Genomic DNA, 18,410 nt, shown 5'->3' with positions numbered 1-18,410 from the left:
GTTGGTGACCGCCTTTGCTGTTAGACCGGCGGCGGGGTCGTTGTATTCAGCTTATTGATCCAGCTTATTGATCCAGTTTAGGCGGCGATGGCTTCACCGGCGGCAGGGGTGGCCGCGTCCGCCGTGGCATGCGGCTCGCTCAGCACCTGCACGAGCGCCTGCAGCGCCGGCCCCGCCATGTCGCGATGCCAGGCAAGGATGGTGTCGACGCGCCCGGGTTTGTTGAGCGCGTGGATGCTGATGTCCGGCGCGTTCGAGTACAGCTCCAGCACCGAGCGCGGCACCAGCGCGACGCCAATCCCCGCCGCTGCGCACGCGATGATGGCGTGGTACGAACCGAGTTCCAGCACGCGTGACGGCGCCACGCCGCCAGCCTCAAACCAGTCTTCGATCAGTTGCCGGTAGGCGCAGCCGGCTTCGAAGGCGAGCAGGGCAGGCGTCTGCACATCGGCAGCGCGGCGGATGGGCGGATGCGCGCGGTGGGCGATCAGCACCAATTCTTCGGTAAAGGCAGGCAGCGTCGTGAGCGCGGCGCGTGTGTTGACCAGGCAGGCGGTTTCCGCAACGAAGGCGCAGTCGACTTCAAAGTTCGACAGCGCCTGGATCGACTGGCGCGTCGGCATGGTCACCAGCTCCAGCTGCACGCGCGGCCAGCGCTGGTGCAACGTGGCGAGCAGGCCGGGCAGGCGGCTGGCAGCGGTGCTCTCCATCGAGGCAATGCGCAGGCGCCCGTGCGGCTCGCGCGGCTGGACGGCCTGTCGGGCTTCGGCGGCCAGGCGGAGGATGTCGTCCGCATAGGTCAGCAACGTCTGGCCGGCGGGCGTCAGCACCATGCGCTTGCCCTCGCGCACAAACAGCTGCACCCCCAGTGACGTTTCCAACTGGCGGATGCGCGTGGTCACGTTCGACTGCACGCGATGCAACTGCTGGGCCGCCCGTGTGACGCCGCCTTCGCGCACGACGGTCCGGAAGATTTCAAGCGAGGCCAGATCCATGATGCATCTCGAATGCTAATGAATTCGTTCAATATAATTCATTTTTCGGAATGCACCGCGTTGCGTACGATGAGGTACCGATCTCCCCATCCGGGTATCCCCATGCAATCCGCGCTGTCATCCTCGTCCACGCTTTCCTCCTCTTCATTGCCCGCTGCACATGACACGCGCGGTGCGGCTTGGCGCGTGGCAATTGCCGGCATGGTTGCGCTGTCCGTGGCGATGGGCATCGGCCGCTTCGCTTTCACCCCGATTCTGCCGATGATGCTGCACGACGGCAGCCTGTCGCTGGCGCAGGGGAGCTGGCTGGCCACGGGCAACTATCTGGGCTACTTCCTTGGTGCGCTGGCCTGCATGGCCGTGCGCGGTGATGCAGCGCGGCTGATCCGCACGGGCCTGATCGCCACAGTGCTGCTCACGGCGGGGATGGGGCTGCTGCAGGGCCAGCCGGCGTGGCTCGTGCTGCGCTTTGCGGCCGGCATGGCAAGCGCACTGGTGTTTGTGTTCACGGCGGGCTGGTGCCTGCACAAGCTGACGGAGCTGGGGCATGCGGCGCTGGGTGGCATCATCTTCTGCGGGCCGGGGCTGGGCATTGCCATTCCGGGTCTGGCGGCCAGCGGCATGGTGGCGCTGGGTTGGCATGCAACGTCGGCGTGGATCGCGTTTGGCGTGTTGTCGGCGCTGCTGACGGTGGCGGTGTGGTCGACCATCCGCCCGGAATTGCACGCCCATGCGGCCGCGCCCGCCACGGCAGCAACCGCTGCCGCGCCGAGTCTGGACGCACCCACCACCGCCATCACACTGGCGTACGGCCTGGCCGGCTTCGGCTACATCATCACCGCCACCTTCCTGCCGGTGATCGCGCGCAAGGTGCTGCCGGCCGGCTCGATCTGGCCCGATCTGTTCTGGCCGATGTTTGGCGCGGGTGTGGCACTGGGGGCGTTTCTCTCAACGCGGATCAGCCTGGCGCGCGATAACCGTTCGCTGCTCGCCACGGCATATGCCATGCAGGCGGTTGCCGTGGCAGTCAGCATCGTCTGGCCAACGGTGGCAGGGCTGGCGTTGTCGAGCACGCTGCTTGGCCTGCCATTTACGGCGATCACGCTGTTTGCCATGCGCGAGGCACGCCGGCTGTGGCCGCACGCCGCACCGCGCCTGATGGGGCTGATGACGGCTGCCTATGGCATTGGCCAGATTGCTGGGCCGCCGCTGGCCAATCGGCTGTTTGCCGCTACGGGCGGCTTCAGTGCATCGCTGGCGGTGGCGGCGGTGTCGCTGGTGGTGGGCGTGGCCATCTTCATTGCGGTCAAGCGTGCTTCGCCCCTCTATCCCGTACGTGCGTGATGGACTGCATGTAGCGCAGGTCGCCGCGCCGCATCTCGCTCATGCAGCACGTACGTTCTAGAATGCCTCCTCCATTGGAGGAGCCCCATGTCTTTTGCCCTGCGCCCCGGCGCCGTTGTGCCCGGGGGCGAGATCAGCGAAGCCGAGCGCGCAGTACGCGTCGACCTGGCCGCCGCCTATCGACTGGCCGCGCTCAACGGCTGGGATGACCTGATCTACACCCACCTGTCGGCCACCGTTCCGGGCGAGCCGGATCACTTCCTCATCAACGCTTTCGGCCTGGCCTTCGACGAGATCACCGCGTCCAACCTGGTCAAGATCAATGGTGCCGGCCAGCTCGTTGGCGATTGGCCTGACGCTGCAACACGGCCGTCGGTGAACGTCACGGGCTTTGCGCTGCACGCGGCTGTGCATGCGGCGCGCCCCGATGCGCATTGCGTGATCCACCTGCACAACACGGCGGGCATTGCAGTTTCCGCGCAGAAGCACGGGCTGCTGCCGCTGTCGCAGCATGCACTGCGCTTTCACAAACGCGTGGCGTATCACGACTACGAGGGCTTGGCCTTCTCGCCGGAAGAGGGCACACGCCTGACCGCATCGCTTGGGGCCCAGTTCGCTATGCTGCTGCGCAATCACGGCACGCTCACGATCGGCCGCACCGTGGCAGAGGCCCATGTGTTGATGGCCACGCTCATCAAGGCCTGCGAGATCCAGATCCAGGCGCTGACTGCAGGCGAGGTGGTCTCGCCCGCGCCGCACGTGGCCGACCGCGCCGCTGAACAGCTGGAAGACGGCGGCGCGATTGAAGGGGGGATGGAGTGGCCGGCCCTGCTGCGCAAACTGGATAAAATTGACGCTTCATATCGCGACTGAACACGCGAATCGCTTACACCGGAGACACCATGCCGACTTTCCATATCGAGATGTTTGAAGGCCGTACCGTCGAGCAGAAAAAGAAGCTCGTCGAAGAAGTGACGCGCGTCACCTGCGAAACCCTGGGCTGTGTGCCGGGCGCGGTCGACATCATCATCAACGACGTCAAGCGCGAGAACTGGGCGACCGGCGGCGTGCTCTGGTCGGAACAGAAGTAACGCCTTCCCTCAATCACGCCGCCGGCCCGCGATGCAGCCCATGCAACATTTCGCCTCTGACAACTACGCGGGCTTCTGCCCGGAATCGCTGAAGTACTTCCTGGAAGCCAACGGCAGCGGCCACGAGCCCGCGTATGGCGATGACTCCTGGACGCAGCGCGTGTGCGATCGCATTCGTGACCTGTTCGAGACCGACTGCGAAGTCTTCTTTGTCTTCAATGGCACGGCGGCCAACTCGCTGGCGCTGTCATCGCTGTGCCAGTCATACCACTCGGTCATCTGCCACGAGCTGGCGCATATCGAGACGGACGAGTGCGGCGGCCCGGAGTTCTTCTCCAACGGCTCCAAGCTGCTGACCGCCAAGGGCGAGAACGGCAAGCTCACGCCCGATGCGGTGGAGGCGCTGGTCACGCGACGCTCCGACATCCACTACCCGAAGCCCAAGGTCGTCTCGCTCACGCAGTCGACGGAGGTGGGTACGGTCTACACGGTGGAAGAGGTGCGTGCGATTGCGGCGATTGCCAAGCGTCGCCAATTGCGCGTGCATATGGATGGCGCGCGCTTTGCCAACGCGGTGGCGTCGCTCGGCGTACATCCGTCGGAAGTCACCTGGCGCGCGGGCGTGGATGTGCTGTGCTTTGGCGGCACGAAGAATGGCCTGCCGGTGGGCGAGGCGGTCGTCTTCTTCGATCGACGTCTGGCGGAAGACTTTGCGTATCGCGTCAAGCAGGCGGGGCAGCTTGCTTCGAAGATGCGCTTTATCTCCGCACCGTGGCTGGGCTTGCTGGAGAACGACGTCTGGTTGCGCAACGCGCGCCACGGCAACGCGATGGCGCAACTGCTGCATTCGCGCATCGTTGATGTGCCCGGCGTGCGCATCATGTTCCCCACCGAATCGAACGCCGTGTTTGCCGAGCTGCCGTTGCCGGCCATCGAAGCACTGCGCGCACGTGGCTGGAAGTTCTACACGTTCATCGGTGCAGGTGGCTGCCGCCTGATGTGCTCGTGGGACGTGCAGCCCGAGACGGTGGAAGCCTTTGCCGCCGACATCCGCCAAGCCTGCGAACACGCCGCCTGATTCGTCGTCAACCCGCCCATCTCACCACCATGAGCTTCGACTACCGCTTCTGCCCGCAATGCGCCACGCCGCTCGTCGAGCAGCACAACGCCGGACGCCTGCGCATCGCATGCCCGGCGCCGGATTGTGGCTTTGTCCACTGGAACAATCCGCTGCCGGTGCTGGCAGCGGTGGTCGAATATCGTGGACAGATGTTCCTGGCGCGCAATGCGTTGTGGCCCGAAGGCATGTTCGCGCTCGTCACCGGTTTCATGGAGCGTGACGAAACGCCCGAAGAGGGCATCGCACGCGAGCTGAAGGAAGAAACCAATCTCGACGCGCAATCGATCTCGCTGATCGGTGTGTACGAGTTCATCCGCAAGAACGAGCTGATCATTGCCTACCACGTGGTGGCCGATGGTGAGATCGCGCTGTCGGAAGAACTGGTCGAGTACCGCCTGAAGCCGTTTGAGAAAGTGCGCCCGTGGACGGCCGGTACCGGTTATGCCGTGGCTGATTTTCTGACGGCACGCGGCTTGCCCGTGAGCTACATCGACATCCGCACCGGAGAGCCCGCCGAGCCGCCGCCGCGTCGGTGGCAACCGACGCGGCTCGTTACAATAGCGGAATGACTTACGCGAGCAGTGCCCCCAAGCTTGTTCGCTCGAAACCCAGAGGAAGACATGGAGTTCCAGAAGGAAGTTGACGCACGCGGCCTGAACTGCCCGCTGCCCATCCTGCGCACGAAGAAGGCGCTTGCCGATATGCAGAGCGGCGACGTGCTCAAGATTCTCGCCACCGACCCTGGCGCCACGCGCGACTTCCAGGCGTTCGCCAAGCAAACCGGCAACGAGCTGCTGGAGCACAGCGAGCACGACAAGGTCTTCACGTTTTATATGCGCCGCCGCTGATCCGGCAACGCGCTTACGACGAATGGGGCGGTCCGGTTTGACTGGATCGCCCCGTTGTCATTTGAACAGCAACTCGCGCGTTACTTGCGTGCTTCCATCGCCATGCGCAGCGCCAGGCTGGTCAGCACTGTCCCCATCAAATAGCGCTGGATCGACAGCCAGCTCGGCTTGCGCGACAGGAATGCCGCAATGCTGCCGGCGGTGGCCGCAATCATCGAATTGACGGTCACGCTTACGCAGATCTGCGTGACACCGAGGCACACCGACTGCACCAGAACGCTGCCGTGCGACGGCTCAATGAACTGCGGCAGCAGCGACAGATAGAGCACCGCCACCTTCGGATTGAGCATGCTGGTCAGCAAGCCCATCGTGTACAGCTTGCGCGGGCTGTCCACCGGCAGCTCGCGCACCTGGAACGGCGCGCGGCCACCTGGGCGCACAGCCTGCCAGGCGAGATACAGCAGATAGATCGCCCCACCAAAGCGCAGCGCATCGTAGGCAAACGGCACCGCCATCAGCAGCGCCGTGATGCCAAATGCGGCGCACAGCATGTAGAACACGAACCCCGTAGCAATGCCCATCAGCGAGATCAGCCCCGCGTTGCGCCCCTGGCAGATCGAACGTGAGATCAGATAGATCATGTTCGGGCCGGGCGTCAGCACCATGCCGAGCGCGACCAGGGCAAAGGTGAGCAGGTTGGCGAGGGTGGGCATGATGAAGCCTGCGAGCGAAGAAAAGATGAGCTTGCAGGCTAGCACCCAGCGGGAATGGCCCGACAGGTACAGAAATCCAAGAATTTGACGGATTCTGTATTGGTCCGGCAGAACGCGTTATCGCACCAGCGTCACCGGAATCGACGACAGGCGGATCAACCGGTTGGACAACCGGCTCGACATGAGCGAACCGACGGCGGTGCGCCCGGCCGTGCCCATCACGATCATGTCGCATTGGTTGGCGGCGGCCATTTGCGCAATGGTCTCGGCGACGCGCCCGATCTTGACCTGCGCGGTGTAGTTGGCGCCGGCATCATCCAGAATGCTGCGCGCCGGGCGCAGTGCCTCTTCCCCGCTTTGTTCTTCGAGTCTGCGCAGCATCTCCAGCGGGTGGTAGGCGCTGGCGCGGCCGCCCTCGATCGGCTCCTGCACGTTGAGCAGCACGATGTCGGACGCGCAGCGATCCCGATACAGGAAGGCTGCATGGCGCACGGCATCCAGCGCATGCCGGGAGCCATTGACGGGGACGAGGAGTTTGAGCATTGCGCGTTCCTTACACGTTGAACGGTCGGCGGCAGGCTGGGTCGGGTTCACCTGCGGTGGCCGGGCAGGGCCGCTGCGAAGGCATACGGCTTGATTTCGTTATACGGAGTGCGCCGCAAAGATGGTGTAAAGAGATCGCGCGCGGTGTAAAGAACGCGTAAATGGGACGCGCGCCGCGTGGCGCTCTGGCGTCTGCCGGCAACCGCCGCGCCAGCTCAACCAGCCGTCGAGCGTCATGCCCGCCGCCGGTACGCTAAGCACGAGTGATCCGCTGATCCCCATAAAGATGATGCCGTGCAGACGTTCTCGTCGATGCCCGCCAGGAAGGCGGTAGCGGCGAGCAGCCAGATGCGTGTGTCCATGTGACCCTTCCGAGGGATGGTCGTGTTCTGCATTGCGCACACGGCCGGTCCGGTCGGATTTCGAGTTTCGAGGCAGGGCTTTGGTCATCCCAGACGAGGAAAACGGTTGCGTCGGCCCGCGTAGCAACGATGCCTGGAACGGACAAGGCCCCGCGCGCCGATGAGTGACACCCAATAATCTTCCGTTACATCCCTAACCGTGTCCGTCACAGCCTCAAGGCACCCTTAAGCCTAGACTGGAAGCAAGGTCCGGCTCTGACCGGACGTTCCATAGGAGAAGATCGATGCAGAAGGCCAAGATTCTGACTTCCCTGATGCTGGCGGTCTCTGCGCTGGTGCCGCTTGCGAGCCACGCACAAGACCATGACCGTGACCACCGTGGGGATCGCGACCGCCACGAAGAGCGTGTCGATGTCGACCGCCGAGCTGACCGCGAGATGGCTCATCGCTGGAACCGCGGCGAACGGATTCCGCCTGAGTACCGCGATCGCCAATACATCATCGACAACTGGCGTGACCACCATCTGGCGCCGCCGCCGCGCGGGGCCCACTGGATTGGCGTCAACGGCGGTTATTACCTCGTGCAACCGAGTGGTGCTGTCCTCAACGTGACCATCGGCGGATAACGCGTACCTTCGTTGATCAACAAAAAACCCGCGGCTGCGAAAGCGTCGCGGGTTTTTTTGGTCATTCCTACCCAACACGGACCCAAATGGGCTGAATCTCGAGGGTAGGCGTTACCTTTGATTTCGCTACCGCAGCGTAGCCGCTCAGCCTTGCACGCGATATCGCATCCGTGTAGCCGCCAGGTGTGCCGGCAGTTTGGGTGAACGGCGGCGGGCTTCCATCGGCTCGAAGCCGAGTTCCCGGTAAAGCGCGGCTGCCTGCCTGTTGGTGTCCAGCACGTCGAGCACAAGCATCTGGCCGGGTGCGGCGGGTAGCAACTGCTGCGTCATCGCATAGGCGAAGAGGGCGCGGAAGATGCCGCGGCCGCGCAGGTCCGGATGCGTCGCGCAGTGCGCCAACAGTGTTTGTCGGCGTTTGGGCGCAGGGATTTCGCTCTCAAGGGTCAGACCGCGTTGAATGATGCCAAGTGTGCGGCGGGGGCCAAAATGCCGCAGAAAGTCTTGGGCCGAGTACGGGTCATCCAGCCAGTTACGACTGCCGTCCTGGATGGCGAGCGCTGCGACAGGCTGCCCATCGAGCGTGGCGACCAAGTGGCGTCTCCACGAGAAGCGCCCGCGCGCAGTGGCGATGGTCCGGCGCAGAAAGGCCTCGCATTCCGGCGGCGGCACGCCGAGCAGCCAGTCGAATTCCTGACTGCCGGAAGCCAGCACCAAAGGCGCGAGCGCAGCGGCATCGTCAGCAACAGCGCGACGGAACGTGAGCGCTGAAGTTGATACTGCGTTTCTCGGGGCGGCCGTATCCATGATGTTGCTTGCTACTTGCTACTTGCTACTTGCTACTTGCTACTTGCTACTTGCTAGCCAACTGCGCAACTGTCGCCACCGTATAGGCGATCTGTTCCGGCGTGTGGGTGGAGCAAATGAAGAAGCGCAGTCGCGCGGCTTTCTCTTCCACTGCTGGATAGAAGATCGGTTGCGTGTTGATGCCTTTTTCGAACAGCGCATTGGCCCACTGCGCGGCCTTGAGCGAACTGCCGACGATGACCGGCACGACCGAGTATCCGGCGCTGAGACCCGTGTTGAGACCGGCTTCGCGCGCAGTCTCCAGGAACTGGCGTCCGCGCTCGCGCAGCGTAGCGATGCGCTGTGGCTCTTCCAACATGCGCTGCAGCGCGCTCAGCGAACTGGCAGCCAGCACCGGCGACAAGCCGACGCTGTAGAGGAAGCCGGGCGCCAGATGCCGCAGGATATCGATGAGCGCCTGCTCACCCGCGATGTACCCACCGCAGCCCGCCAGCGTCTTGCTGAAGGTTCCCATCCAGATGTCGACATCGCGACCGGCCAGCCCGAAATGCTCACGGATCCCTCTGCCGGTTGCGCCGAGCACGCCGAGCGAGTGCGCTTCGTCGACCATCAGGAAAGCGCCGTGGCGGCGCTTGATGTCGATAAAGCGTTCCAGCTCGGGGAAATCGCCGTCCATGCTGTAGATGCCTTCCACGGCGATCAGCACGCGGCGATAGTCACGCCGCACGCGCGTGAGCAGCGCATCCAGTGCGGCCCAGTCGTTGTGCGGGAAATTCAGTCGCTTGGCGCCGCTGAGCTGCGCGCCCTGCACGATGCTGTTGTGGGCGAGCGCATCGTGCAGGATCAGGTCACCGGGGCCGAACAGGCAGCCGATCGTGGTGACGTTGGTGGCATGCCCGCTGACAAAGGCGACGCAATCATCGACCTCGTAGAGATCGGCCAGCGCACGCTCCAGGTCACGTTGAATCGGCCGCTCGCCGGCCACCATGCGGCTTGCCGAAGCCGAGGTGCCGTACTGGTCGATCGCCGCCTTGGCGTTCTCGGAAACCACGGAGTCCCCCGCCAGGCCGAGGTAGTTGTAGTTGGCGAAATTGATGTAGGACTGGCCGTTGATCTGCGTGGTGGCACCGGCCACGCCTTCGTGCACGCGGAAGAAGGGTGACGCAATGCCCATGCGCTCACTCACCTCGCGGATGATCGAGACCTGCTGATACGCGGGCAGCGTGTCGAAGCGGCACAGTGCCGCATAGTCCGCCGGTGTGGCCGGCTGTGCCGCCTGACCGTTGTGCACAGTCGCGGCCGCCCGTTCGGCGCCCGTCTCCAATTCCTTTGTGACCCGGTCGAGCTGGCGCTTCAGGGCCTTGGCGGCAAGCTGCTGCCGCAACTGGTCTCCCAGTCTCATGCTGCGCGTTCCTTCATCAATGTGGTGGGGTCGCCCATTCCCAGGCGTCGGGCTGGGCGAGCAGGGCGGCGCAAAGCCGATAGTTCATTTCATGACTGGGGCGCAAGGCCGTGACCTTGCCTTGTAGCGGCGCGCCCAGCAGGGCAAGGTCGCCAACCAGGTCGAGCACGCGGTGCCGCACGAACTCCATCGGCAGGCGCATGCCGCCAATGACGCCGGAGCCAAGAATGGTGGCGGTGCATGACAGCCTTGCGCCACGCAGGATGGGTTTGCCGTGCAGGTAGCCAAACAGGATGGCCGGCAGCGCCCAGCGCAGGCGCCCATATGAGCGCGATGGCGCGATGTCAGCGGCGAACGAGGCGGGATCGATAATGCCCTGCCAGTTCATCTCACCGAACCCCTTGAGATCGTTGGTGACCGACATCGCATAGTGGTCAGCCGGCTCCAGGGTGGTGCGATGCATGGGCCCGTCTTCTACCGCAATGGTCCTGAGCACCCGCAGGAAGCGCTTGGGTGCGTCCAGCGGGAGGCGCCCGCAGGCCTCGATCGCCTGCAGCCAGGGTAGAGCGCTGCCGTCCAGGATGGGGACTTCTTCGGCATCGATCTCGACGGTGGCGTGGTCGATCTGGCTGGCCAGCAAGGCAGCAAGCAGGTGTTCGACCGTGCGTACGCGCTGGCCCTGGGCGTCTTGCAGCGCCGTGCACAGCGGCTGCGCCAGGCGTAGCCCCGCAGAGGCCGGCAGCACTGCGAGCTGCTGGCCGCCACGCATACGGCGGAACACGATGCCGTGTCCGACACCTTCGGGATGCACGCGTACGTTGACGCGCTTGCCGGTATGCAGCCCGTGGCCGGACAGGCGCAGCTCGCGCGCCAACGTGCCCTGATTGGTTGCCCAGCCCGATGATGTCGTCACGACGTCGTCTCGGTGGCTACATCGTTGATCGAACGGTTGGTGCGCAATTCACTGGCCATCTTCTGGAGATCTTCGCTGCTGAGGTCCGTGCCGTGGATAGCCGACAGGGAAGCCAACTGCTGCTCCATCTCGCTGGCGGCGCCCGCGTCCTGGCCCTCGGATGCCCCGGCACGCACCGATTCGGCGATCTTCTGCGCCAGCGAGCGCACGGTTGCGCCTTCGGCCAACATCATCACCGGTAGCTTGACCTCGAAGCATTCCTCGATCGCCATGCCCAGCTCCATGCCCATCAGCGAGTCCATGCCCAGATCGGTCACCGAACGGTCCGGGTCGATCTTGGCGGCGGACAGATGCAGAATCCGGGCGATCTACGCTTGCAGGGTTTCGATCACCAGTTGCACGGCTTCGGTCAGCGCGAGCGCACGGATCTCGATCAGCATGCCGGCGCCATCGGCGCGCTGCGTTTCCTGCCCGATGCCGCTGCGCATGTCGAGATAGCGCAGTGAGCGCGCAGCCGGCATGACGCGCGAGATGGATTTCCAGTCGAGCCACAGTACCGCCTCGCCGGGTTGGCCGCGCAGCAGTACCTGCTCAAGGGCGGCCATCGCCTGCGCCGAGGTGATGGCGCGGCCGCCAATACGGCCCTGCAGCGCTTCCAGCGTTTGCGCATTGCGAGCGAGGAAGCCCACATCTTCCAGCGGGCCCCAGGCCATGTAGGTGCCCGGCAGGCCTAGCGCGCGGCGCTGGTGGACCAGCGCTTCGAGGAAGGCGTTGGCGGCCACGTAGTTGGACTGCCCAGGGTTGCCCAGGAAGGTGGTGGCCGACGAGTACACGACGAAGAAGTCGAGGGCGAGGCCGCGCGTGGCCTGGTGCAGGTTCCAGGCACCGGCAACCTTGGGCGCCAGCACGTCGCGCATGGCGGCGTCATCCAGGTTGGCGATCAGGCCGTCGGCGATGGTCATGGCCGAATGCACAAGCCCCTTCAGCGGCGTACCGTTGCTGCCCAGCTTGTCGACCAATGCCTGCACTGCAGCGCCGTCATTGAGGTCGCACGACACGACGGTCGTCTCGACCTGCAGCGTGTCGCGCCAGCGTGCCGCTTCTTCGGCCAGCTCGGGCGCGAGCGTGCCACGTCGGCTCGCCAGCACAACATGGCGAGCGCCACGCTCGACCAACCAGCGTGCCGTGGCGAAGCCCAGGCCACCGGTGCCGCCCGCAACCAGGTACGCGCCGGAAGGGTCCAGCGCAAGATGCGGTGCGTCGGTGTTCTGCGGTGCGGGCACGCCTTCAGCAAAGGTCACGACGATCTTGCCGATCTGGCGTGCTTGCTGCATGTAGCGGAAGGCATCTTCAATGCGCGCGACAGGGAAGGCGCGGTACGGCAGCGGATCGAGCACGCCCTGTTCCAGCAGCGCCATCACCTGGGTGAACAGTGCGGCGGTGAGCTGCGGTGACACATCCATCAACTGGTCGGCGTCGATGCCGAAATAGCTGATGTTGTTGCGGAAGGGGCGCAAGCCGATCCGGCTGTTTTCGTAGAAGTCGCGCTTACCGAGCTCAAGGAAGCGGCCGAACGGACGCAGTACGTCAATGCTGCGCACCATCGCTTCGCCGGCAAGCGAGTTGAGCACGACGTCGACGCCTTCGCCGCCGGTTGCGGAGCGGATGTCGTCCGCAAATGCCAGGCTGCGCGAATCGAACACGCGGCTCGCGCCGAGCAGGCGCACAAACTCGCGCTTTTCATTGCTGCTGGCTGTGGCGAAGACTTCTGCGCCAAGGTGGCGCGCCAGCTGTACAGCGGCAATACCGACGCCGCCGGCTGCGCCATGCACCAGCACGCGTTCGCCCTTGCGGATGCGTGCCAGTTCGTTCAGTGCATAGTGCGCCGTGAAGAACGTGGTCGGGATGGTGGCGGCTTCTTCAAAGCTCAGCCGTGCGGGCTTGTGAGCCAATGCCGTTGCGCGGGTGCGCAGCCGGCTTGCATAACAGGCCGGGGCGAAGCCGAGCACCGGGTCGCCGACGGCAAAAGCCGTGACCGCACTGCCCACGCGCGTGACACGGCCGGAGAACTCCATGCCGATGGTGGGCCCGGCAAAGCCGTTCTCGACGGCTTCGTCCGACAACAGGCCCATTGCGTACATGACATCGCGGAAATTCAGGCCCGCGGCCACCGGTTCCACTTCGACTTCATCAGGCTCCAGCGCGAATGCGGGCAGCGGGAACCACTCCAGGTGGCTGAGCGAACCTGCTGACTTGAAGCCGAGCACGGCGGGTACGGCCGACGCACCTGCCGCAGCGCGTGCCGCCTGCTCGCGCAACTCACCGACTTCAGCAGCCAGCATGCGCGACACGTAGCGCGCTTCGAGGCCAAGCACCACTTCGTCTTCCGCATCGTTGCACAGCAGCTCACGGCTGAGCGCCGGCACCGGCTGCGTTTCGCGCGGATCGATATCGATGAGCCTGCAATGCAGCTCTGCGTACTCGTTCATCAGCACGCGGCCCAGACCCCACAGGGTGGCCTGTGCCGGCTGCAGCGCCGTTGCGGGCGTGTCGGGTGCGCTCAGCGGCGCGCCGCCGCGCGTGACGATGGACAGACGCACGCTCGCGCGCTTGCCGCTCAAGCCACGTACCAGCCGCGCCAGCGCAACCGACGTCGGCTCCTGCGCTTGCATCAGTTTGGTGGCGTCCACATCAGCATCAAGCTGTGGTGCGTCTGCGGCAAGGAAGACGATCTGGCACGGTACCGCGGTGTCGTCCAATGCTGCATGCGCCAGCGCAGCTTCGGGCGAGTCCACCAACGCAACGCGCGAGCTGCCATCTGCCGGGTTTGCGCCGGCAATGGCCGCAGCCAGCGTGGTGGCAAGTTCGGCCGGTGCGCCGGGGCACACCACCAGCCAGTTGGCTGCCGGGTGTTCTTCGTTGGCGGCGAGTGCGTCGATGTCGTGCGAATCCGCCGGGCGCCCAAGCTGCCGGCGTGCCAGCAGCAGCACCGGGGCGCCTTCAAGCTGGAGATCGGCCTCGACGTGGCGGGCTGGTGCCTGGAAGCCCTCGGCCAGCAGCATGGCTTCGATGGACTCCGTGGGGAGCAGGTCACCACGGCTTGCAAACCACCATTCGGGCGACAGGCCGAACACGATGTCGGAGAAGCGGCTTGCCTGAGCCTCGCTGAGCACCAGCAGCGCACCTGGCGTCATCCACGTGCGCAGCGCCGCCAGCAAACGCTGGGGCTTGTCAGAGGCGCGCAGCAGGTTGTTGATGACCACCACATCAAAGGTGCCGCTGCGTCCGGCTTCAACCGTCAGCGCGGGCTGCTCGCCCAATTGCAGGGTCGCGGTCCGGATCAGCGGATGACGGCCCGTATCAAACGCGCCGAGTTGCTCGGCGCTGCCAGCGATGGTGTAGTCGCAGAGGCCCTGCACGCGCGCGCCGATCGGCTCGAACAGATTGGCCTGCGGCGGAACAATTTCCAGCACCCGCATCGGACGCCGCTCGGTCCATCCTTCGATGCACGCATCCAGGCTGGCGCAGGTCATGGCGTTCACATGCGACCAGGTGGGGGAGGCTTCGAACAGATGGTCCAGGAGGCTGTTGCGCGTCGACGGCAGCACGGCAGCCGCTTCCAGCGTACCGCGCAGAACTGCGGGCAGCGATGCGCCGCAATGTGCCAGCAGTGTCAGTTCGGCAACGTGGCCGGGCGACAGCGAGAGCAGGCTACGCCAGAGATCTTCGATGGCCGGCAGCGTTTCGTCGCCCAATGCGAGCACGCCGTCGCGGTGCGTCAGGACGCCATCTTCCAGCAGCATGTCGACCAACCGCGCAAGCAGCGCCGGGTTCGTGCACACCGGCAATTCGGCCTTGCGCAGCACGTCGAGTGCCTGAACGGCACGCAGGGCATAGGCTGCGGCCAGTACGTCGAGCAGTGGCATGACCTCGGCGAGGTGTCGGTCGCGGTGTGCTGCGTCTTCGATGCCGGCGACCGTAGCGGCCGCCGTGGCCAGCAAGCTGGCCGGCGACGGAGCCGCGGCCGAAACTGCGTCTTCGGCTGCCGGTTTGGCCTCCAGGGCAAAGACATAGCGCCCCGGCTTGCCATGACGACGGCCGATCAGGTCAACGCGGCGGAAGCGGCATGCAGAGAGCGTCAGCACCGTATGGCCGGCCGCATCCAGGTACTGGAAACTGGCGACCAGCGAATGCGGGCTGCGGCGCTCGATGCGTGCGACCACGCGGGCGGGCACGCCGCCAAAGTAGTCCATGCGGCCGAACTGCACCGGTACATAGGCGGCCTGGCCGGCGCCGGTCTGGTCGGCGGCCATCAGGGCCAGCAACGGATGCAGGCCGCTGTCGAGCGCGCCAGGATGCATTGCGTAGCGCGCGAGCTGCTCCTGCTGCGAGGCAGGTACCGCCAACTCGGCCAGCGCAACGTCGCCATCGACCCTGACCGTTTGCACCCAGCGGAACGCCTCGCCAAACTCCAGGCCCAGGGCGAGCGCCGCTTGATACAACGTGCGGCCGGCAACGGGATTCTGGGCTTCGAGCGCGGCCAGGCTGTGCGGCGCAATGATCGGTGCGCCTTGCGACGGGCCACCGACCAGCAGGCGGCCGGTCACATTGATGGTCCAGGGATCATCGCTTACGCGCGGGCGTGTTTCGATCACGAACCCCGCCGTGCGCGGATCGAGCGTCAAGCGGAACAGGCGGCCTTGCTGCGGCTGGAAGACCACCGGCGTGCGGATTTCGAGGTTCTCGACCGCGCAATCTTGCGTGCCGAAGTAGCTGCGCGCGGCAGCCAGCGCCATCTCGGCGTAGCCCGCTCCCGGGAAGGTGACGGCGCCATCCACCACGTGGCTGGCAAGCATCGGAAGCTTGACTGGGTCGATCTGGTTTTCCCAGGCCGCAGCAGCGTCCTTCAACCGGTAGCCGAGCAGCGGGTGCTCACGGTGGCGGTGAACGAGGTCGTAGCCTTCCGCCGTGATGGGCGCCCAATAGGCCGTGCGCTGCCACGGATAGGTCGGCAGCACGATCTCGCGGTGTGCGTCGGGGTAAACGGTATTGCGATCCAGCCGCGCGCCGTGCGCGAGCGCCGCGCAGAAGGCATGGCGCAACTGGCTGCCCTGGTCGTGGTTGCGCTTGAGCGTCGGCAGGGCGATGCCGTTCGCGCGTGCCGTCTCCAGCGACTGCGACACATAGGTGCGCAGGATGGAGTGCGGGCCGATTTCCAGGAACAGCCGCATGCCGCCATCGATCAACTGGCGCGTGGCCGGTTCAAACTGGACCGGCTCGCGGATATTGCGCCACCAATAGCTGGCGTCCAGTTCGGTGCCCGACAGCGGCGTGCCGGTCACCGTTGAGATGAGGGTGCAGTGCGTGGCCTGCGGTTGCAGGTCTCGCAGGCCTTCGACCACGACATCATGGATGGCATCCATCTGCCGGCTGTGGAAGGCGTAGTCCAGGTCGAGCACCTGGAAGAAATGACCGCTCTGGGCCAGGCGTGCCTGCACGGCCTCCAGCGCAGCGAGCGAGCCAGCCAGCGTGACGGCACCGGGGCTGTTGATGCCGGCGACTTCCAATACATCGCCCAGGCCCAATTCGGCGATCAGTTCGCGCGCAGCGCTTTCGCTCACGCCCGCAGCGGCCATCTTGCCCTTGCCAGCGGTTAGCGCCTGGGCGCGGCTGCGCACCTTGATGACGCGCACCGCCTGTTGCATCGACAGGGCGCCAGCGGCGTAGGCTGCCGCCACTTCACCCACGCTATGGCCGTAGCACGCATCGAAGCGCAGGCCTTGCGCCAGCAACGAATGGACGATACCTGCCTGCATCGCAAACAGCAGCGGCTGCGCGTTTTCCGTCTGTTGGAGCCACTCGGCGGTGGCGCCTGCGCGCATCACTTCAAGCAGCGACGTGCTGCCGTCAGCGCACCAGAAGGCATCGATCTGTTCTACGGTTGCGCGGAAGACGCTGTCTTCCTGAAGCAGGCGTTGCCCCATGCCGGTCCACTGCGAGCCGTTGCCGGAAAACACCAGTGCCAGCTTGCCGTCGCTGGTAACGGCTTCACCGGTGACCACAGCGGAAGTGCTTTCACCTTGCGCCAACGCAGCCAGTGCCGTGACGCCTTCTGTTGCCGCGCCAGTGTCGGATGGGTCAATGACCGCACGGTAGCGCAAGGGCTGCCGGCGATGGGCCGTGGCGCCTGCCAGTGCCTGCCACGATATGCCCGCGTTCAGTTGGTCGCGATAGGCGGCAGCCAGCGCTCGCAGCGCGTCTTCCGAGCGCGCGCTGAGCATCAGCGGGGCGGAGCGGTCTGGTGCCTTGCCGGTTGCGACCGCCTTGGTGGACGGCGCGGCTTCGCGCAGCAGCACGTGTGCATTGGTGCCGCCGAAACCGAACGAATTCACGCCAATCAGCAGAGGCGTGTCCTTGGGTGGCAGCGGCGTGTAGCGGTCGACCACACGCAGGTTGCCGCCCGTGAAGTCGATATTGGGATTCGGCGTGCGAAAGTGGATCGATGCTGGCACTGCGCGGTGCTTCAGGCACAGGATCGCCTTGATCAGACCCGCCATGCCAGACGCCGTCTCCAGGTGACCCACATTGGTCTTGGCCGAGCCGATCAGCAGCGGCGCATCGGGGCTGCGCAGCTTGCCGATGACGTCAATCAGCGCGCGCGTCTCGATGGGGTCTCCAACTGCGGTGCCAGTGCCGTGCGCTTCCAGGTAGTCCAGCTCGCGCGGGTCGATGCCTGCACGGGCGTAAACGTTTTCGAGCAACGCCGCTTGCGTTGCCGATGCTGGCACGTTGATGCCACCCTGCGAATGGCCATCCGAGTTGACCCCCGACGACGTGATCACAGCGTGGATGGTGTCGCCGTCGGCCAGGGCCTTGGACAGCGACTTGAGCATGACCAGTGCACCGCCTTCGGCTCGCACATAACCGTCGCCGGAGGCATCAAACGCGCGGCAACGCCCATTGGGCGACAGCATCGACGCCTTGGCAAAGCTGACAAACGGGAACGGATGCAGCAGCAGGTTGACGCCGCCAGCCAGGGCCGTTTCCACCTCTCCGGCACGAATTGCATTGCACGCCTGGTGCAGCGCGACCAGCGACGACGAGCACGCCGTGTCGATCGACATGCTCGGTCCGCGCAGGTCGAACAGATACGAGATGCGGTTGGACGCGATGCTCAGCGTATTGCCGGTGGCGGAATACGCATCCACCACGCTGAGGTCGTCGACGCCGCGGTCGCCGTAGTCCTGTGCTGCCACGCCGATGAACACTGCGCAGTCCTGGCCAGCCATTTGCTGGGGCGCATGTCCCGCATGCTCGAACGCTTCCCAGGCCAGCTCGAGAAGCAGGCGCTGCTGCGGATCCATCTGCTGCGCTTCGCGTGGCGAGATGCCGAAGAACTCCGCGTCGAAGCCCGCCACGTCGTCGATGACGCCGGCTGCGAAGGTGTAGCTCTTCCCGGGTTCGCGCTTGGAGGGGTGTTGATAGAACTCGGTACTGAAGCGGTCGGGTGGCACCTCGGTCACGGCATCGGTTTCGGCAACCAGAAGCCTCCAGTAATCCTCCGGGCTATGCACTCCTCCCGGAAACCGACACGACATTCCGACTACAGCGATTGCATCCTTCATCTTCTTAACCTGCTCGATTTCTGC

13 protein-coding genes and 1 pseudogene are annotated in these 18,410 nt (G+C 65.2%); 7 read left to right on the top strand and 7 right to left on the bottom strand.

The window, feature by feature from the left end:
• Positions 1 to 77: 77 nt before the first annotated feature.
• Positions 78 to 995: a LysR family transcriptional regulator gene (locus V6657_RS11950; protein ID WP_048933527.1), complete on the bottom strand. Its 918-nt coding sequence runs from the start codon at positions 993 to 995 to the stop codon at positions 78 to 80.
• 102 nt (positions 996 to 1,097) lie between these two features.
• On the opposite strand from V6657_RS11950, the gene V6657_RS11945 reads away from it, so the two are divergent.
• The 6 genes from V6657_RS11945 to V6657_RS11920 all read left to right on the top strand — a co-directional run bounded on the left by V6657_RS11945 (position 1,098) and on the right by V6657_RS11920 (position 5,398).
• Positions 1,098 to 2,339, top strand: a complete 1,242-nt coding sequence (locus V6657_RS11945) for a YbfB/YjiJ family MFS transporter (protein WP_048933526.1) — start codon at positions 1,098 to 1,100, stop codon at positions 2,337 to 2,339.
• Between the two features lie 87 nt (positions 2,340 to 2,426).
• Entirely contained in the window at positions 2,427 to 3,212 is a 786-nt protein-coding gene (locus tag V6657_RS11940; RefSeq protein WP_048933525.1) for a class II aldolase/adducin family protein, read from the top strand.
• A gap of 29 nt (positions 3,213 to 3,241) precedes the next feature.
• The gene (locus V6657_RS11935) at positions 3,242 to 3,430 is read left to right on the top strand and encodes a 4-oxalocrotonate tautomerase (protein WP_021195568.1); all 189 of its coding nucleotides are present in this window, start codon (positions 3,242 to 3,244) and stop codon (positions 3,428 to 3,430) included.
• Between the two features lie 40 nt (positions 3,431 to 3,470).
• A complete protein-coding gene (locus V6657_RS11930; protein WP_048933524.1) occupies positions 3,471 to 4,508 on the top strand; it encodes a low specificity L-threonine aldolase in 1,038 nt (345 codons plus the stop codon).
• 29 nt (positions 4,509 to 4,537) lie between these two features.
• Positions 4,538 to 5,119, top strand: coding sequence for an NUDIX hydrolase (locus V6657_RS11925; protein ID WP_048933523.1), 582 nt, complete (start codon positions 4,538 to 4,540; stop codon positions 5,117 to 5,119).
• A gap of 51 nt (positions 5,120 to 5,170) precedes the next feature.
• A complete protein-coding gene (locus tag V6657_RS11920; protein WP_021195565.1) occupies positions 5,171 to 5,398 on the top strand; it encodes a sulfurtransferase TusA family protein in 228 nt (75 codons plus the stop codon).
• Positions 5,399 to 5,478: 80 nt separating this feature from the next.
• On the opposite strand, the gene V6657_RS11915 is transcribed toward V6657_RS11920, so the two are convergent.
• Both V6657_RS11915 and V6657_RS11910 read right to left on the bottom strand, forming a co-directional pair.
• On the bottom strand, positions 5,479 to 6,111 hold the full coding sequence (locus tag V6657_RS11915; RefSeq protein WP_048933539.1) for a LysE family translocator: 633 nt from the start codon (positions 6,109 to 6,111) through the stop codon (positions 5,479 to 5,481).
• 117 nt (positions 6,112 to 6,228) lie between these two features.
• On the bottom strand, positions 6,229 to 6,654 hold the full coding sequence (locus tag V6657_RS11910; protein ID WP_048933522.1) for a universal stress protein: 426 nt from the start codon (positions 6,652 to 6,654) through the stop codon (positions 6,229 to 6,231).
• A gap of 646 nt (positions 6,655 to 7,300) precedes the next feature.
• On the opposite strand from V6657_RS11910, the gene V6657_RS11905 reads away from it, so the two are divergent.
• Entirely contained in the window at positions 7,301 to 7,642 is a 342-nt protein-coding gene (locus V6657_RS11905; RefSeq protein WP_048933521.1) for an RcnB family protein, read from the top strand.
• A 144-nt stretch (positions 7,643 to 7,786) separates the two neighbouring features.
• On the opposite strand, the gene V6657_RS11900 is transcribed toward V6657_RS11905, so the two are convergent.
• From V6657_RS11900 to V6657_RS11885, 4 genes and pseudogenes are all read right to left on the bottom strand, one after another.
• Positions 7,787 to 8,446: a GNAT family N-acetyltransferase gene (locus V6657_RS11900; RefSeq protein WP_048933520.1), complete on the bottom strand. Its 660-nt coding sequence runs from the start codon at positions 8,444 to 8,446 to the stop codon at positions 7,787 to 7,789.
• Positions 8,447 to 8,492: 46 nt separating this feature from the next.
• Positions 8,493 to 9,848: an aminotransferase class I/II-fold pyridoxal phosphate-dependent enzyme gene (locus tag V6657_RS11895; protein ID WP_048933519.1), complete on the bottom strand. Its 1,356-nt coding sequence runs from the start codon at positions 9,846 to 9,848 to the stop codon at positions 8,493 to 8,495.
• 16 nt (positions 9,849 to 9,864) lie between these two features.
• A complete protein-coding gene (locus tag V6657_RS11890) occupies positions 9,865 to 10,761 on the bottom strand; it encodes a UDP-3-O-acyl N-acetylglycosamine deacetylase (protein ID WP_048933518.1) in 897 nt (298 codons plus the stop codon).
• Positions 10,758 to 18,386 (bottom strand): annotated as a pseudogene (locus V6657_RS11885) (SDR family NAD(P)-dependent oxidoreductase). The gene V6657_RS11890 and the pseudogene V6657_RS11885 overlap by 4 nt, the downstream one beginning before the upstream one ends.
• Positions 18,387 to 18,410 lie beyond the last annotated feature (24 nt).

The organism is Ralstonia sp. RRA (assembly GCF_037023145.1).
In the GTDB taxonomy this organism is placed as follows: domain Bacteria; phylum Pseudomonadota; class Gammaproteobacteria; order Burkholderiales; family Burkholderiaceae; genus Ralstonia.
Note: the sequence above shows the minus strand (reverse complement) of the source record. Positions and strands in the feature narration are given on the sequence as shown.

What these genes read in the sequence shown, in the direction of transcription:
- V6657_RS11950 (WP_048933527.1), bottom strand. Translation starts at nt 995, where the DNA reads ATGGATCTGGCCTCGCTTGAAATCTTCCGGACCGTCGTGCGCGAAGGC.
- V6657_RS11945 (WP_048933526.1), top strand. Translation starts at nt 1,098, where the DNA reads ATGCAATCCGCGCTGTCATCCTCGTCCACGCTTTCCTCCTCTTCATTG.
- V6657_RS11940 (WP_048933525.1), top strand. Translation starts at nt 2,427, where the DNA reads ATGTCTTTTGCCCTGCGCCCCGGCGCCGTTGTGCCCGGGGGCGAGATC.
- V6657_RS11935 (WP_021195568.1), top strand. Translation starts at nt 3,242, where the DNA reads ATGCCGACTTTCCATATCGAGATGTTTGAAGGCCGTACCGTCGAGCAG.
- V6657_RS11930 (WP_048933524.1), top strand. Translation starts at nt 3,471, where the DNA reads ATGCAACATTTCGCCTCTGACAACTACGCGGGCTTCTGCCCGGAATCG.
- V6657_RS11925 (WP_048933523.1), top strand. Translation starts at nt 4,538, where the DNA reads ATGAGCTTCGACTACCGCTTCTGCCCGCAATGCGCCACGCCGCTCGTC.
- V6657_RS11920 (WP_021195565.1), top strand. Translation starts at nt 5,171, where the DNA reads ATGGAGTTCCAGAAGGAAGTTGACGCACGCGGCCTGAACTGCCCGCTG.
- V6657_RS11915 (WP_048933539.1), bottom strand. Translation starts at nt 6,111, where the DNA reads ATGCCCACCCTCGCCAACCTGCTCACCTTTGCCCTGGTCGCGCTCGGC.
- V6657_RS11910 (WP_048933522.1), bottom strand. Translation starts at nt 6,654, where the DNA reads ATGCTCAAACTCCTCGTCCCCGTCAATGGCTCCCGGCATGCGCTGGAT.
- V6657_RS11905 (WP_048933521.1), top strand. Translation starts at nt 7,301, where the DNA reads ATGCAGAAGGCCAAGATTCTGACTTCCCTGATGCTGGCGGTCTCTGCG.
- V6657_RS11900 (WP_048933520.1), bottom strand. Translation starts at nt 8,446, where the DNA reads ATGGATACGGCCGCCCCGAGAAACGCAGTATCAACTTCAGCGCTCACG.
- V6657_RS11895 (WP_048933519.1), bottom strand. Translation starts at nt 9,848, where the DNA reads ATGAGACTGGGAGACCAGTTGCGGCAGCAGCTTGCCGCCAAGGCCCTG.